A 15275-nucleotide genomic window follows, 5' to 3' on the forward strand; every position below is an offset into this window, starting at 1 on the left:
AATATTCATTGCCGGATGCAAGTGGCAAAAAAAGAGTAATTTTGGTATAGCTATTTGCCTTAGAATCAATCTCCATATGATAGGCTTCGCCAAATTGAAGATGCAATCGTTGGTCCACATTTTTCAAGCCAACACCTCCTAAACGAAGAAGGGTTTGGTCTGTTGATCCTGATCGGTCAAACCCTCGTCCATTGTCAAAAATCGATACGCAGGCGTAGTCTCCACTGACTTCAGTTGTCACTCGAATGAGACCTGGCCGATCGATCTCTTTAATGCCATGGTAAATCGCATTTTCCACTAAAGGCTGAAGCACTAATTTTGGAAGCTGATAGTCGCCCAACCGTTCATCTTCTAGAATTTCATAGTTGAGCTTTTCACCATAACGTTGTTTTTGAATGAAAAGATACTGGCGGACATGGTCGATTTCATCTCTCAGTAGGATTTGTTCCTGGCCTTGGTTAAGAGCCAGTCGAAAATATTGAGCCAGAGACTTAGTGATGTCGACCACGCGCCGACTATCATTAAACTCCGCCATCCAGACAATCGTATCCAAGGTATTGTAGAGGAAATGCGGATTAATCTGAGCCGAAAGTGCCCGCAACTCGTACCGCCGTGCGTTCTGTTCCTCTTCCTTGACCTGTTGCATAAGGTGATCGATTTGGTCCAACATGGCATTAAAAGCTTGAGCGAGGTCCACCAATTCTGGAGATCCTTTGGCTACAGCCCTCAAGTGGGCATCTCCTGCTCCAATCCTCAAAATGATGGTTTGAAGGTCTCGTAAGGGTTTGATCCACAAACGCAGAACAAAGCCAATCCCTATTAAACACATGATCAAAGCTAGTAATCCTAGGCCAATGAAAGAGTATAGGAGCTGCGACTGTAGCATCTGAAGTCCTTCAAGTGAAGCCACTCCAATCAAGGTCCAATCGCTATCTGGAATCGGAACCTGATAGATAAAATTCTTCTCTCCTTTGCCATAACCATCTTTCACAGCAATATAGGGCTGCATGGCCTGCATTTCTTGACTGGAAGAATAAACCGCTTTTTTGGGATGGTAGACAAACTCATGCTTTTGATTAATGATAAAACTAAAGCCTTGTTTCCCTAGTTGAAGGTGATCCAAGTAAGCCTGAAGGCTATCATAGCCAATATCCAAGCGTACTACTCCGAGATTTTGGCCAGTCTGATCGACCACTTCTTGGGTAATAGAAACCACCCATTTTTCTTTTTCCGAAGTCAAGGATTCCTTTCGAGCTGGCGTCAAGACCGGCATGGCTCTTTCCTTAATCGCCTCTTGATACCAACTTTCATTCATCATATCTGAGGAAGTCTGCATGCTGATTTTGGAATCTGTCGCTACCAGACGTCCATCCTTGGTCACCAAGACCGCTGAGACTAGGTCCGGATCCGTTTCAATCATCGTTCGCATCAGGTGTTGAACCGTTTCTTGATTCGCACTCTTGTCTTGTGCAAATTGGCGAACAGCCTGCTCTTTGCTAAGAACCGTGGTGGTCTGCTTTAATTTTTTTAGATAGGAGGTGATGAACTGACTGCTTTGATCGATACTATTTCTTGTCGTCCGCTCTGTTTGCTGGCGGATCGTCCCTGAACTCGTTTGATAGTAAAGACTACCAATAAGACCAAACAGCAGGAGAATGAAGAGAAAAAAGTAGAGGACCAGCTGAATCAGCAAGGGATATCGTTTCATTCATGCTCTCCTTTTTTGTACTGCCTTGGTGTCACCCCAACAACCTGCTTAAAGCGTTGAGAAAAATAGTTCATATCTTCAAAACCAACCTGATCGGCGATCTCATAAATCTTTAGATCTGTCGTGAGAAGCAAGAGTTGAGCCTTCTTCATTCGCTCCTGGATGAGGTAGTCTTGGAAGGGGAGTCCCAATTTTTTCTTGATCAATACGCTTAGATAAGAGGCACTGAAACCAAGTTGATAGGCCAGATCCTTTAGAGTTAACTGAGAGTCTGCTAAACGAGCATGAATGGCTTCTTCCAAGTCTGTCGAATAACCATGTCTGACCAAATCTTCGACTTGCGCTTTCTTACGCTCTTGATCAAGTTTTCCTTTCACCTTTGCTAACATCTCTTCAATATCATCTTTTGAAAAAGGCTTCAGCAAATAATCATCTGCACCTAACTTGATGGCTTTCCTCGCAAACTCAAAGTCATCATAACCTGTCAAAAAAATGATATGACAAGACGGAGACTGCTCTTTGACGAGATGGGCCAGATCCAAGCCATTCATTTGTGGCATATTGATATCGGTTAGAAGGATATCGGCTGGTTGCTCTTTAAACTTTTCCCAAGCCTCACGGCCATTTTCTGCCTGGTTGATGACAGTCATTCCAAACTGTTCATAATCTACTAAGGAAGTCAGACCCTGCCGGATAAGCTCTTCATCTTCCACAATCATGATCGCATACATGTCTTTCACCTACTTGTCTTTGCTATACTTATTATAGCAAATTGTGGTTCCAAATGTCTCAGACATAGTCCAATAAATAACCGTAGCCCTTTTCTTTCATTTCTGCTTTGGGAATGAAGGTAATAGACAAACTATTGATGCAATAGCGAAGGCCGCCTTTTTCCTTGGGACCGTCGGTAAAAACATGGCCCAGATGGGAATTTCCCACACGGCTCCGAACTTCTGTCCGCGTCATATTGAAACTCTTATCCTCCTTATAGATTGCCACATCAGGACTAATAGGACGACTGAAACTTGGCCAACCACAACCAGAATCAAATTTATCCTTAGAGGAAAAGAGCGGCTCACCGGTCACGACATCTACATAAATACCGGCATCAAACTGATCCCAGTAACGATTGGAGAAGGCCCGTTCGGTATCATTTTTTTGTGTCACCGCATACTCTTCAGGAGATAACTTCTTTTTGATTTCCTCATCGCTTGGCTTAGAGTAGCGACTAGCATCAATAACAGGATAAGAAGCCTGATTGACATCGATATGGCAGTACCCATTCGGATGTTTCTTTAGATAATCCTGGTGGTAGTCCTCAGCCTTGATGAAATTAGTCAGTGGCTCTTTTTCCACCGCTAACGGTTTGTCGTATTTTTTTGCTACCTCTTCAAAGACTTGGTTAATAGTTGGAAGGTCTTCTTGGGAGACATAATAGACACCTGTTCGGTATTGAGTTCCTTGATCATTTCCTTGACGATTCTTCGACGTTGGGTCGATAATCCGGAAATAATGCAGGAGCAATTCTTTCAGAGATACCTGCTTGACATTGTAAGTGATATGAACTGTTTCAGCATGGCCTGTTTGAGGGACTAATTCATACTTGGTTGTTTCTCCCTTTCCATTGGCATAGCCTGATACAGCATCAATCACACCTGGAACACGGGAGAAATATTCCTCTACGCCCCAGAAGCAACCACCAGCCAAATAAATTTCACGCTGATCCTTTGGATCAACCTTTTCATTTGTTTCCTTTTTGGCTACTGGAGTCTGACTCATCGATGCTTTTTTAATCATCTCAGTGCTTGTTTCTGATTGATCCATTCCGTTTGATCCCTTACTAAAGAAAAAGAAACCAATGAATAGTAAGCCAACGAGAAGGATAGCAAACACTTTCCATTTTGTTTCCATTGTCTATCTCCTTACTGCATGTTCTCTAGGGTCTTGAGGATATCCTCTTTATTCATATAGCCAATATGACTCTTTGCTAAAGTCCCATCACTATTGATAAAGAGCGCCGATGGATATGAACGAATCCCATACTCTTTTAGCAGTTCCCCTTTACTATCTAGCAAGACCGGGAAATCCTTGTAATCCAAAGACTGGTACCAGTTTTTGAAATCTGCTTCCGATTTTTCACCATTAAAGGTTGGAGCTACAACGGATAAGACCACATAATCCTTACCCTCCTCTGCCTTTGCTAAATCATTTGTGTCGCCTAATGTTGAAAGACAGATTGAGCACCAGGAAGCCCAAAATTTGAGGTAAACTTTCTTTCCCTTGTAATCGGATAAGCGGTAGGTCTTACCGTCTACTCCTTGCAGGTTAAACTCCTTCACTTTCTTGCCAGATGGTTGCCTAGCCCCAGCTTTGGCTGTTTGTTGGCTCATGTCCTTATTGGAAGTAGCCATTCCTTGACTCGAGCAAGCCCCCAAAAGTCCAGTACACAAGAATCCTGCAGCTACTAAAGCTAATTTCTTCATCATTATTACCTCTTTAAATAAGGAGAAAGTCATCCTCAGATGACCTCTCCCTTCTTTCATTAGTTGTCTGATTTCATATCAGATGATCCACTCTTTTCGTCTTTCATTTCTGAATCGCTGGATTTCATCTCATCCTTTTTCATATCGTCCTTCATTTCAGAACTGCTGTCAGACATCATAGATGAATCTTTCATGTCTTCTTTTTTCATTTTATCATCGGACATGGATGAATCCTTCATGTCATCCTTCTTCATATCGTCCTTCTTCATATCGTCCTTCTTCATATCGTCCTTCTTCATCATACTACTATCGTCCGTTTTTTTCATGTCTGAATCTGATTTCTGTCCAGAACAAGCTGCTAAAGTGACGATGCTAAGTGTAGCAATAGAAAGTGCAAGAATTTTTTTCATGATTTTTCTCCTTTAATCATTCAAGATTAGTGAAACAGGGATGCGAGGCTATTAAGATTTCCTAGCATCAGCAAGATGCCCATCAAGATGATGAGGGCACCACCAATTTTTTTCAAGGTTCCCATATGGGGCTTGAGTTTAGCAAAATGTTGTAGAACCCAGCTAGAAGCCAAGGCTAAAAGCAAGAAAGGCAGAGCCAAGCCTAATGTATATACCAGCATCAGGAGAGCGCCTTGCAATGCACCATCTCCTCCAGAAGCTGCAATGGCTAGAACAGAACTCAAAACTGGTCCGACACAAGGGGTCCAACCAAAACTGAAGGTGACCCCTATCAGAAAAGCATTGAAGAATTCATTGCGCTCCCGATTCTTTTTGAGTTGGATAGTCTTTTGCTTTTGGAGTTGTCTCAGATTGATCACTTCCATTTGGTGAATCCCTAGTAAGATCACAATCCCTCCTAGCAGATAGCGAAACCATGGAGCATACAATACCTGACCAAGAGCCCCTGCACCGTATCCTAGAATTAGGAAAACAGTTGATAGACCTGCGATAAAACAAAGAGTCTTCACCAAGCCATACCAAGAAATATCTCTTCCAAAAATTCGAACAGTTTTCACACGTTCAGAATCCAATAGAATCCCTACATAGACTGGCATCAGTGGCAAAATACATGGGGAGAAAAAGGATAGAACTCCCGCTAAGAATACTGAAATGGAAAACAAACTGGTTTGAATCATTTCACTACCTCCCTTTCTTTCTGATACCAGTATAAAGAAAAAATCCCTCTAAAAATAGAGAGATTGATAAGCAAAAACTTGAATTTGATTAGAAGATGAATGTTCCCCTCTGCTAACACGATGTCATACGTTCAAGTACGAAATTTGTCAAACAGGCTACTTTAGTTCTTTTTCAAATAATCGATGGCATCCTGCAAGGTTTTGACGGGAACGATTTTCATCTTCGAATGAATTTGTTTCGCGGCTTCTTTCGCTGTTTCATAGTTTGATTTGGCCTTGGGATTGGCTTTCTTTTCTTCTTTGGAAACTGGATTATTAGGGGCAAAGAAAATTTCTGCTCCTTCTTTATCGGCTGCGACGACTTTCTTGTCAATCCCACCGATATCGCCAACCGTTCCATCTTGGTTAATGGTTCCTGTCCCCGCAATATGGCGTCCCTGACGAAGATCTGGATCAGCCACTTGGGTGTAGATGGCTAGGCTAAACATCATACCGGCACTTGGTCCACCAATCCCTTGGGTCGCAAACTGGACAGGAACATCGCCTTTGGCTTCAGTCCGGTCGATCAAGCTAATCCCAATTCCGTTTTTCCCGTTGGACAATTTGATGATCTTTCCATCTGCTGTCTTGGTTTGTCCATCCTCAATATAGGTCACTGAAACGGGATCGCCAATTTTTTGAGAACCAACATAGTCAATCAATTCTTTGGAACTCTTAAAGGTCTTGCCATTCACACCTGTGACGGTATCCGCAATGTTCAAGATTCCCTTAAAGGTCGAATCATCTGCCACTTGCATGACATAAACACCTAGAAAGTCCATCTGGGTTTCTTTCCCAGCTGTCTTCAATCCTTGGTAGATGGCCATATTTTGCGAGGTTTCCATATAGAATTGGTTAATCCGCGTAAATTCTTGGCTCGAACTACCACCTGTCATATCCTTTGCAGAGTAGATATCTGTAAAAGGTGTCGCCCAAGCATAGATCAAATCAGCCGGAGTCGCTTCTTTCACTGCCACGGTTACAAAGTCATAAGACCCTGACTTGGTATCCATTTTTCCATCTACTGTCATGACGGATCGAATATCTTCTGCCGTTCCTGGCATCTCAATATAATAGGGAAGGCGAATCACAAAAGCAGCTAGCAAAAGGAGCAAGAAAAGAACGCCTGCAATCGGCCATCGGTATTCTTTCAACCGTCCCTTTTTCTTTTTAGTGGTCAAGCTTGGTTTATTCGCTTGTGTCATCTTTGATTTCCTCCATTACACTCTTTGGGACATAAGGTGAGATATCCTGCTGAAAAGCCAGCAACTCTCGAATACGTGTTGAACTAATGGCCTGGTAAGGAGGCTGGGTATAGAGATAAACCGTCTCCAATTCAGGCGCCAACTGGTGATTAAAATAATCCATATTGGCTTCGTATACTAGATCCTGTGCATTGCGCAAGCCCCGGATCAAGGTGATGACCCCAAGATTGCGCGCCACTGTCACAGCTAACTCTTGAGTCGACGTCACAATTTCAACATTTTCCAAATGAGCCAAGGCCCCTTTCACCATGCGCACGCGCTGCTCAATGGAAAAGAGTCCGACTTTTTCCGGATTATAAAAAATTCCGACATAGACACAGTCAAACAAGCGACTAGCTCGCTCGATCAATTGCACATGCCCAATGGTAATCGGATCAAACGATCCTGTAAACAATCCAGTTCTATCTGACATATACTGTTACCTTACTAATTCCATAGATTTTTTCTTTCCAGATTCCCACTTGTCCGATTTCCTCAGGAAGTTCTACGTGTTTATCAGTTTCGCACACAATCATGATCTCCTCTGACAAGAGTTGTCGCTCGCACAAGGTTTCGATATCGCGAACAATCTCTTCCTTGGCATAAGGAGGGTCTAAGAACACCAAATCAAAGGTGCCCGTTAAAAGCCCTAAGGCCTGCTTGGCCTCCATTTTTAGCAGTTGAAACCGTTCCTTTTCCTTGGTCATGGCAATATTGGCTGCTACAATCTCCTGCGCTCTACGATCTCTTTCCACTAGAACGGCCTCTGACATGCCTCGAGAAACTGCTTCGATAGAGAGCCCACCGCTTCCTGCATAGAGATCCAGCACTCTTCCACCATCAAAGTAAGGACCAATCATATTGAACATGGCCCCTCTGACCTTATCAGAAGTCGGCCTGGTTGTTTTTCCTTCAAGTGTTTTGAGGGGACGTCCTCCATAGGTTCCAGATACTATTTTCATAGGGACCATTATACCAAAAAAAATCAGAAAATTGCAATTTGATATGGTCAAGCGACAATTAAAAGAGCCGAGCACTCTGCTCGACTCTTTCTTTCCTTATAGGATATTTTCATATTCATCACGGACAGATTGAGGCCAGACACTGGTTTGGACTTCACCGATATGTTTCTTACGAAGCAAGAACATCGCCAAACGAGATTGTCCGATCCCTCCACCAATTGTAAGTGGGAAAAGACCATTTAACAAAGCTTTGTGCCACTCTAATTGGAGACGATCCTCGTCCCCTGTAATCGCAACTTGACGGCGAAGCGTATCTTCATCGACACGGATTCCCATTGAAGACAGCTCAAAGGCTGAACCTAGAACGTCATTCCAGACGAGGATATCGCCATTCAAGCCCTTGTAGCCATTTTCAGACTCTGTTGTCCAGTCATCGTAGTCAGGTGCACGTCCATCGTGTGGTTTGCCATCTGCAAGCTCTCCACCAATCCCGATCAAGAAGACAGCTCCGAATTCTTTGGCAATGGCATTTTCACGCTCTTTTGGAGTTAAATCTGGATAGCGTTCCACCAACTCTTCTGTGTGAACGAAGGTAATTTGTTTTGGAAGAACTGACTCAATATCATAGCGCGCTTCTACTGCTAGTTCTGTTAAACGAATCGCCTTGTAGATTTTTTCAACCGTTTCTTTGAGGTAGGCGATGTTGCGTTGACCATTTGGGATGACTTTTTCCCAGTCCCATTGGTCTACATAAACAGAGTGGATAGCGTCTAGCGAATCTTCATCTGGACGAAGAGCCTTCATATGGACAAAGAGACCTTCTCCTTCGCCAAAACCAAAACGTGCCAAGGTATGGCGTTTCCATTTTGCAAGTGAATGCACGACTTCATAAGTCTCATCAGGAATTTGAAGGACCTTTACAGATACCGGATGTTCAATCCCAGAAAGGTTATCCTGCATCCCGTCTCCGACCTTGCTCAAAATCGGTCCTTGGACTTCAATGATGTCCAATTTATCTTTTAAATACTGCGTAAACGTCGTTTTAACAAATGAAATTTCTTTTTGTTGGTGGATAAAACTTTTTTTCATATAGTTCCTCATTTATAGACATTTTAGAAATGATTATACTCTTTTTTCAATCAAAATCAAGTCTTTTCATTCGTTTTCAACTGAATTTTTCTCTTGCAAAAAGGATTCATTTTTGATAAACTATATGTAACTTTTAAAACGTTACATAGGAGAACTGACATGTTTGATGCAAAAAAACTAAAAGAAAGACGCCTGGAAAAAGGCTTGACCCAAGCAGATGTCTACGAGGATCTCAAGATTTCTCGCAAGACTTACTCCAGTTGGGAGAATGGCTTAGCGGAGCCACACGAAAAAAATCTCAGGAGGTTGGCCAAGCGCCTCTCCGTTAAAGAGGACTACTTTATTAACAAAGACTCCGCACTCTACACCTACCCTTTATTAACCCCACCTCATCAAAAGAAAGTCGACCAGTTGGCCAGCCAGTTATTGGAACAGCAGCAAAAAGTTGTTTCCTTAACAGCTTATAAGGTTCTTTCAATTGAGCTAGCAGCCGGTTTAGGACACACCTTTTATGACAACGAAACGGACTATGAAACCGTCTATTTTGACCAAGAGATCCAGCACGATTTCGCTTCTTGGGTATCAGGTGATTCGATGGAACCTCTCTATCCCAACGGCTCTGTTGCCCTCATGAAGCAGACTGGCTTTGACTATGATGGGGCTGTCTACGCCCTCATCTGGAATGGAAAAACCTACATCAAGAAAGTCTATCGGGAAGCTGAAGGATTGCGCTTAGAATCCATCAACCCTGACTATGATGATTTATTTGCTCCCTATGAAGACGAGCCCAAAATCGTCGGTATTGTGGTCGGGCATTTTCTCCCACTTGAGGTTTAAATATGCTATTTGATTATTCACGTGAGCCTCATTCTGATATTGCTTTTGTGGATATGAAAAGTTTTTATGCCAGTTGTGAATGTGTCCGTCTAGGGCTCAATCCCTTGACGACTTCTCTTTGCGTCATGAGTCGAAGCGACAATTCTGCTGGCCTGATTTTGGCGAGCTCTCCCGTTTTCAAACAAGTCTTTGGCAAGAAAAATGTCAGCCGTAGCTACGACCTACCTTTTGACATCAAAACCAGAAAATTTAATAGCTACGTCGCTAAAAAGCAAGGATTGCCCACAGATCCAGCCTTTATTGCATCCATTGAATCCTGGGCCAAGAGGACCCTGATTGTACCTCCTCGGATGAATGCCTATATTCAGGTCAATATGGAAATTCAGAAGGTCTTTCAGGAATTTGCGGCACCAGATGATATTTTTCCTTACTCGATTGACGAAGGCTTTATCGATCTGACTTCTTCCTTAAATTATTTTATTCCAGATCCCTCCCTCTCTCGAAAGGAAAAACTGGATCTCCTTTCTGCCAGAATCCAAAAAAGGATCTGGCAGGAAACTGGAATCTACTCTACCATCGGCCTCAGCAATGCCAATCCCCTTCTTGCCAAGCTAGCCTTGGACAATGAAGCTAAGCATTGCCGAAATATGCGCTCCAATTGGTCTTATGAAGATGTAGAAAGTAAGGTCTGGAAACTGCCCCAGCTCACTGATTTTTGGGGCATTGGACGTCGCACTGAAAAACGATTGCAAAAGATCGGGATCACGTCTATTGCCGAACTGGCTCAAGCTCACCCCGATCTCTTAAAGAAAGAATTTGGAGTCATGGGCCTTCAACTGTGGTTCCATGCTCATGGCATTGATGAAAGCAATGTCCACAAGCCTTATCATCCGAAGTCACGAGGTATTGGTAACTCTCAAATCTTGCCCTATGACTACCATCTACAAACCGACATTGAACTGGTATTTCGGGAGATGGCTGAACAGGTGGCTATTCGCTTGCGACGGAAAAAAAAGAAGACCCAACTGGTCTCCATTCATGCCTCCTACTCCAAAATCGAGGGGCTTCCGTCCATTCACTGCCAGCAAAAGATTGAGCCTACCCAATCCACCAAGGTTTTATCCGATACGGTTCTGCGGCTCTTTCGCTCCAAGTACGAAGGAGGCGCCATTCGGCAGATTGGTGTTTTTTATGGAGAACTTGTCGAGGAGTCTCTTCAACTCCTTTCTCTCTTCGATGACCCAGTAGACTTGGAAAAAGAGGAGAAACTCCAGCAGACCATTGACCGCATTCGGGATCAATTTGGCTTTACCTCTCTTCAGAAAGGCTCCTCATTACTAGAAAACTCACGCGCCATTGCACGCAGTAAACTAACAGGCGGACATTCCGCAGGAGGCTTAGATGGATTAACATGATCGACCGTTCTTATCTCCCTTATCAATCCGCCCGCGAATTTCAAGATCGTGGCATGGCCAAATGGGCTGGCTTCTTTTTATCCGAGCACACAACTGCCCTGCATACAAAAGAAATTGACCGCAGTCAGCTCACAATTCTTCCACTTGCTGAACAGATCCAGCTCCTGGAGCAGGCCTTTCAACAACAAACGACGATTTCGATCACAACTCTAGAGGGGAATCAATTTGCAACCTACACAGCTTCGATTCACACCTTATCTGCTTCTGAGGTTCTTCTCAAAAGCGATGGCCACTATCACCGTCTCCTCGTAGACTCTATCATTTTTATTGAATCTGAGGAAACATCCTATGAAACCTATTCAGACTAAACACGAATTACAATTTGATTATTTTTCGGAGAATTACCACCAATTTGAGATAGAGTTTTACAAGTGGGCAGCTACTTCTACACCGCTCGTCTTTTTAGAAGATGATATTCTCCACTCCATGGCAGCAGGCCAGCGAAATTACTTTCGTCTTCACCACACCAAAAGTCGGGATCATCGAGACCATTATTTCTATTTTAAAGTTTCCACACTCTCCCAATCACCCCTGACCCGTATTTACGCTTATACAGGACATCACTTACAAAAGATAGATCCTCATCAGACAGAGAAAAAGGATAGCTTGATCTAAGAAGCTATCCTTTTTCTTGATTTATGGGATTCACTACAGTCCTTACGAGTGATTAGAATCCATCTACGTTTGTGTAGATTTTTTGTACGTCTTCGTCATCTTCAAGAACGCTGTAAAGTTTTTCAAATGTTTCCAAATCTTCACCTGACAACTCAACTTCTGATTGAGGAATCATTTCCAATTCTGTTACTTGGAATTCTTCGACACCTGATTCACGCAAAGCAACGATTGCTTTGTGAAGATCAGTTGGAGCAGTGTAGACGGTGATCGTTCCTTCTTCTGCTTCGACATCATCTACATCCACATCTGCTTCAAGCAAAAGTTCAAAGATTGCATCGGCATCATCACCAGCAAAGACGATAACACCCTTGTTGTCAAAGAGGTAAGATACAGAACCGGACGCTCCCATGTTCCCACCGTTTTTACCAAAAGCAGCACGGACATTGGCAGCTGTACGGTTAACGTTTGAAGTCAAAGTATCAACAATCAACATCGAACCATTTGGTCCGAACCCTTCGTAACGTCCTTCTGTAAAGGTTTCGTCAGTGTTTCCTTTTGCCTTATCGATCGCTTTATCAATAACGTGTTTTGGCACTTGCGCTTGTTTCGCACGGTCAATAACGAATCTCAAAGCAGTATTTAGTTCTGGATCTGGTTCACCCTTTTTAGCAGCTACATAGATCTCCACACCAAATTTGGCATACACTTTTGAGTTGGCACCATCTTTGGCAGTTTTCTTGGCAACAATATTGGCCCATTTACGTCCCATGAGGATTCTCCTTAAATTTTTTCAAATTATTTTCAATCTTTAACATTATATCACAAATCATCAAAGTTAGACTAGATTTTTCTATTTTTAGAAAGGGGATTTTATAGGAATTTTCTTCGAGCTGGAAACTTTAAAGAGCTATCCTAACTATCAAAAAGATCCTCTTTTAAAGACTTAATAATGATCTTTAAAAGAGAGGAAAGCGACACCTGACTCATCTAGCATATAAATCAGGCGATTCTCTGCATCAATCCGTCTTGACCATGCTCCTTGAAAGTCATATTTCAAGGGCTCAGGCTTACCAATCCCAGCAAATGGATCCCTCTGTATCTCTTTGATAAGTCTATTGATTCGCTTCAATGTCTTTTTGTCCTGACTTTGCCAGTAACAATAATCCTTCCAGGCATCTTCTGTAAACTTGAGTAACATCCGTTACCCCTCAATCTCATGGAGTTGAACCTGACCAGCTCGGACTTCTGCCATGCCCCGCAAGACCTTATCTGACAATTCCTTGTTCTGAGCTAGTCTCAGGGTTTCCTGTAGGCTATCCCACTCGCTCTTAGAGATGACCACAATATCTTCGTCTGGATTCTTATTTACAACCGTCAAAGGCTCAAACTCATCATTCACCTTCTTCATATAATCCTTCAAATGATTGCGGAATGTTGAATAAACGACTGCTTCCATGACCATACCTCATTCTACCTCTTTTCTTTTATTATACATGAAAAAGAAAAACTTGTCAGGAACTTGTACAAGTTTTTCCCTCTTCACTTAATTATTCGTAAAAAGTTTCTAAATTTGGTAAAAAAATCTACTGTCTAAAAAGATTTTTTAGACAGTAGATAAACACTGTTTCCGCACATCATCACTTTCTTGCCTTACGTGAATGTGGGCAGAGAGGGTAGGTAAAACCATTTATTCTTCTACTCTCACGGGCACCCGACCCCAGATCTGTTCTAGCAATTGGGGATGGCCTAACTGATACACCTGATCCGCTTGCTGGGTCAAGGCATCCCAAGGTTCCTTACCGATTCGGGTCACGATTTCTACTGATTTTTTCAAGCCTTTGAGGTGGGCTTGTCCCTTTGCGGAAAATCCTAAGACATGAATGGCGTCGGGAAGAGCTTGATCCATCGCCCCTACCAAGATGTAGGTCAAGATTCGGCGCACGCGTGCCTTGGTATAGCGCTTGGTTGCGACTTTCTCCACCAGGTCTTCCACAGAACTAGCACTTCGAATCGCATACTTTATCCGATGGGCCAGTTCCTCATTGACTTGAAAAATCTGTGTCAGATCCGGATGGGTTAGGATTTGATAACGGAGCAGTTGGTCATAATCCTCCCAAGATACCTGTGGAGCCGACTGAAAGAGTTGGCTATTAGGCATGAATCTAGCGACAAAGTCCTGATCTTCCTTGTGTATGCGTAGACTAGTTGCAGAAGCATAGGCCACTTCTTTTTCTTCTGAATGGTAACCTGCTCCCTGGCGTTGGACGGGCTTGAGCACAATCCCCTTCCCAGCACAAGCCTTGGCATAGGCCAAACCCAGAATATGATTGGGAGTATCCCCTGTGAACTCCACTCCAACAAAGGTTTCCCACATTTTTTGGGTCTTTTGTGGATAGGATAAATCGTCTGGAAAGCTTCGCAAGAAAGCTTCCATTTCCGCTTCTTTCTCCGAATAAACAGTCGCAATCGCTTGGTAATCTATGACCGCTTCTGTCCCAAAAGTCAATTGGTCGATCCCCAGACGGGAAAAGATCTCTACCGCTCCCTTGGCAAAATGGTCAGCCGACTGAACAGCCACGAGAAAGGGGAGCTCGACCACCAGGTCCGCTCCATTTTCCAAAGCCATCTGCGCGCGAATCCACTTGTCTACAATGGCAGGCTCGCCACGTTGAACAAAATTCCCAGACATGGCCACAATCTTCAGCCCTTCTGCCTGTTCTAGCAGATACTTGTGTCCATTATGAAAGGGATTAAATTCTGCAATAATACCTGTAACTGTCATGCTGTCCTACTTCTGTGCTACAAAAAACCAACGTTTGCTGGTCTTTGTTGGCTCTTTGTCTTCAAAGTCTGCATACAATTTGAAAGATTTAAAGCCAGCCTGCTCCAATAAGATGTCATAGGTTAAAACTTCATAAGTGCGTTCCTCATGAACTTCATCGTGCCGACTAAAGGAGCCATCCTCTTCTTGGACAAAGAAGGTTAACTCATGGACGATCGAGTGAGGGGCCGCATCCTCATAGGTATCCCAGAGCATAGCAAAGTCTTCTGCATTTTCGTGGTAGGAATAGCCTGGGAAAACCTCATCCGTCTGATAGGTTGAATGGACATCAAAGATAAAGACTCCGTCCTCATTGAGGGCATTATAGACTTCTTTGAAGACATCCCCTACTTCTACCTCGTCTTGCATGTAGCAGATAGAATCCGAGTAGCAGGTCACGAAATCATAAGTGCCTGCTTGCGAAAGGTCCAGCATATTGCCCTCGATAAAATCAATCTTTTGCTTGGCTGAAGCAGCTCTTTTTTCAGCAATTTTCAGCATGTCAGCACTCAGGTCTAACCCTGTCACATCAAATCCAGCTTGAGAAAAGCGAACAGACTGAATCCCTGTCCCACAAGCCAATTCCAGTAATTTTTTCTTATCTTTTGTCTTTGGGAGATGGCGGAGGGAAAAATCCGTCCATAAGTCATACAGACTATCATCCATGACCGCATCGTAGACCGCCGCAAAGGTTTCATATGTTGCCATAATTAAGATACAAAGAGCGTTAAAAGCAAAGAGAAAATAGGAAACTTTCTGCCGTATCGTCAGATACAAAGGAAGTTACCCTTTTTCTCACAGCTTTTAGCTCGTGTTCAATTATCAAATTAACCAAACACGAGGCCCCATCCTTTC

19 protein-coding genes are annotated in these 15275 nt (G+C 43.2%); 4 read left to right on the forward strand and 15 right to left on the reverse strand.

Translation table 11 applies throughout. From position 1 onward, the window contains the following. The 10 genes from O3642_RS09190 to asnA all read right to left on the reverse strand — a co-directional run. Positions 1 to 1708, reverse strand: a 1708-nt coding sequence (locus O3642_RS09190; RefSeq protein ID WP_371605829.1) for a sensor histidine kinase, incomplete at its 3' end; no start/stop codon positions are given. Further along, entirely contained in the window at positions 1705 to 2439 is a 735-nt protein-coding gene (locus O3642_RS09195; RefSeq protein WP_155125476.1) for a response regulator, read from the reverse strand. The genes O3642_RS09195 and O3642_RS09190, both read right to left, overlap by 4 nt. A 58-nt stretch (positions 2440 to 2497) precedes the next feature. Next, positions 2498 to 3619: a peptide-methionine (R)-S-oxide reductase MsrB gene (gene msrB, locus O3642_RS09200; RefSeq protein ID WP_004219819.1), complete on the reverse strand. Its 1122-nt coding sequence runs from the start codon at positions 3617 to 3619 to the stop codon at positions 2498 to 2500. 11 nt (positions 3620 to 3630) lie between these two features. After that, positions 3631 to 4191 carry a redoxin domain-containing protein gene (locus O3642_RS09205; RefSeq protein ID WP_155125909.1) on the reverse strand — a complete coding sequence of 187 codons (561 nt, stop codon included), beginning with the start codon at positions 4189 to 4191 and terminating at the stop codon, positions 3631 to 3633. A 59-nt stretch (positions 4192 to 4250) separates the two neighbouring features. Further along, a complete protein-coding gene (locus tag O3642_RS09210) occupies positions 4251 to 4601 on the reverse strand; it encodes a hypothetical protein (RefSeq protein ID WP_151379171.1) in 351 nt (116 codons plus the stop codon). Between the two features lie 26 nt (positions 4602 to 4627). After that, positions 4628 to 5338 (reverse strand): thiol-disulfide oxidoreductase-associated membrane protein CcdA2, encoded by a 711-nt coding sequence (gene ccdA2, locus O3642_RS09215; protein ID WP_004219721.1) that lies wholly within the window; start codon positions 5336 to 5338, stop codon positions 4628 to 4630. Positions 5339 to 5499: 161 nt separating this feature from the next. Beyond that, positions 5500 to 6582: a SepM family pheromone-processing serine protease gene (locus O3642_RS09220; protein WP_024054874.1), complete on the reverse strand. Its 1083-nt coding sequence runs from the start codon at positions 6580 to 6582 to the stop codon at positions 5500 to 5502. Further along, positions 6566 to 7054 (reverse strand): pantetheine-phosphate adenylyltransferase, encoded by a 489-nt coding sequence (gene coaD, locus O3642_RS09225; RefSeq protein ID WP_155125470.1) that lies wholly within the window; start codon positions 7052 to 7054, stop codon positions 6566 to 6568. Before coaD ends, O3642_RS09220 begins: the two co-directional genes overlap by 17 nt. Further along, positions 7044 to 7658, reverse strand: a complete 615-nt coding sequence (gene rsmD / locus O3642_RS09230; protein WP_371605830.1) for a 16S rRNA (guanine(966)-N(2))-methyltransferase RsmD — start codon at positions 7656 to 7658, stop codon at positions 7044 to 7046. The genes coaD and rsmD overlap by 11 nt, the downstream gene beginning before the upstream one ends. 21 nt (positions 7659 to 7679) lie before the next feature. Then, the gene (asnA, locus tag O3642_RS09235; protein WP_003005888.1) at positions 7680 to 8672 is read right to left on the reverse strand and encodes an aspartate--ammonia ligase; all 993 of its coding nucleotides are present in this window, start codon (positions 8670 to 8672) and stop codon (positions 7680 to 7682) included. A 159-nt stretch (positions 8673 to 8831) separates the two neighbouring features. Between asnA and O3642_RS09240 the strand changes: the two genes are divergently transcribed. From O3642_RS09240 to O3642_RS09255, 4 genes are read left to right on the forward strand one after another with little or no spacing between them, the layout of a single operon-like run. Further along, positions 8832 to 9509 carry an XRE family transcriptional regulator gene (locus tag O3642_RS09240; protein ID WP_004219840.1) on the forward strand — a complete coding sequence of 226 codons (678 nt, stop codon included), beginning with the start codon at positions 8832 to 8834 and terminating at the stop codon, positions 9507 to 9509. Positions 9510 to 9511: 2 nt separating this feature from the next. Continuing rightward, on the forward strand, positions 9512 to 10924 hold the full coding sequence (locus O3642_RS09245; protein WP_155125468.1) for a Y-family DNA polymerase: 1413 nt from the start codon (positions 9512 to 9514) through the stop codon (positions 10922 to 10924). Then, complete coding sequence (locus O3642_RS09250) at positions 10921 to 11292, forward strand: hypothetical protein (protein WP_155125466.1); 372 nt, start codon at positions 10921 to 10923, stop codon at positions 11290 to 11292. Before O3642_RS09245 ends, O3642_RS09250 begins: the two co-directional genes overlap by 4 nt. Then, positions 11273 to 11599, forward strand: coding sequence for a DUF5960 family protein (locus tag O3642_RS09255; RefSeq protein ID WP_037606622.1), 327 nt, complete (start codon positions 11273 to 11275; stop codon positions 11597 to 11599). Before O3642_RS09250 ends, O3642_RS09255 begins: the two co-directional genes overlap by 20 nt. A gap of 52 nt (positions 11600 to 11651) precedes the next feature. Here the strand turns inward: O3642_RS09255 and O3642_RS09260 are convergent, their stop codons facing one another. From O3642_RS09260 to O3642_RS09280, 5 genes are all read right to left on the reverse strand, one after another. After that, positions 11652 to 12368 carry a YebC/PmpR family DNA-binding transcriptional regulator gene (locus O3642_RS09260; RefSeq protein WP_003005873.1) on the reverse strand — a complete coding sequence of 239 codons (717 nt, stop codon included), beginning with the start codon at positions 12366 to 12368 and terminating at the stop codon, positions 11652 to 11654. Positions 12369 to 12542: 174 nt separating this feature from the next. Beyond that, the gene (locus O3642_RS09265) at positions 12543 to 12797 is read right to left on the reverse strand and encodes a Txe/YoeB family addiction module toxin (RefSeq protein WP_155125464.1); all 255 of its coding nucleotides are present in this window, start codon (positions 12795 to 12797) and stop codon (positions 12543 to 12545) included. A 3-nt stretch (positions 12798 to 12800) separates the two neighbouring features. Beyond that, a complete protein-coding gene (locus tag O3642_RS09270; protein ID WP_003014291.1) occupies positions 12801 to 13055 on the reverse strand; it encodes a type II toxin-antitoxin system Phd/YefM family antitoxin in 255 nt (84 codons plus the stop codon). 231 nt (positions 13056 to 13286) lie between these two features. Then, on the reverse strand, positions 13287 to 14381 hold the full coding sequence (locus O3642_RS09275) for a nucleotidyltransferase (RefSeq protein ID WP_371605831.1): 1095 nt from the start codon (positions 14379 to 14381) through the stop codon (positions 13287 to 13289). 6 nt (positions 14382 to 14387) lie between these two features. Next, the gene (locus O3642_RS09280; protein WP_277754530.1) at positions 14388 to 15128 is read right to left on the reverse strand and encodes a class I SAM-dependent methyltransferase; all 741 of its coding nucleotides are present in this window, start codon (positions 15126 to 15128) and stop codon (positions 14388 to 14390) included. Positions 15129 to 15275 lie beyond the last annotated feature (147 nt).

This window comes from Streptococcus sp. 27098_8_66, assembly GCF_041431945.1.
GTDB lineage: Bacteria > Bacillota > Bacilli > Lactobacillales > Streptococcaceae > Streptococcus > Streptococcus dentalis.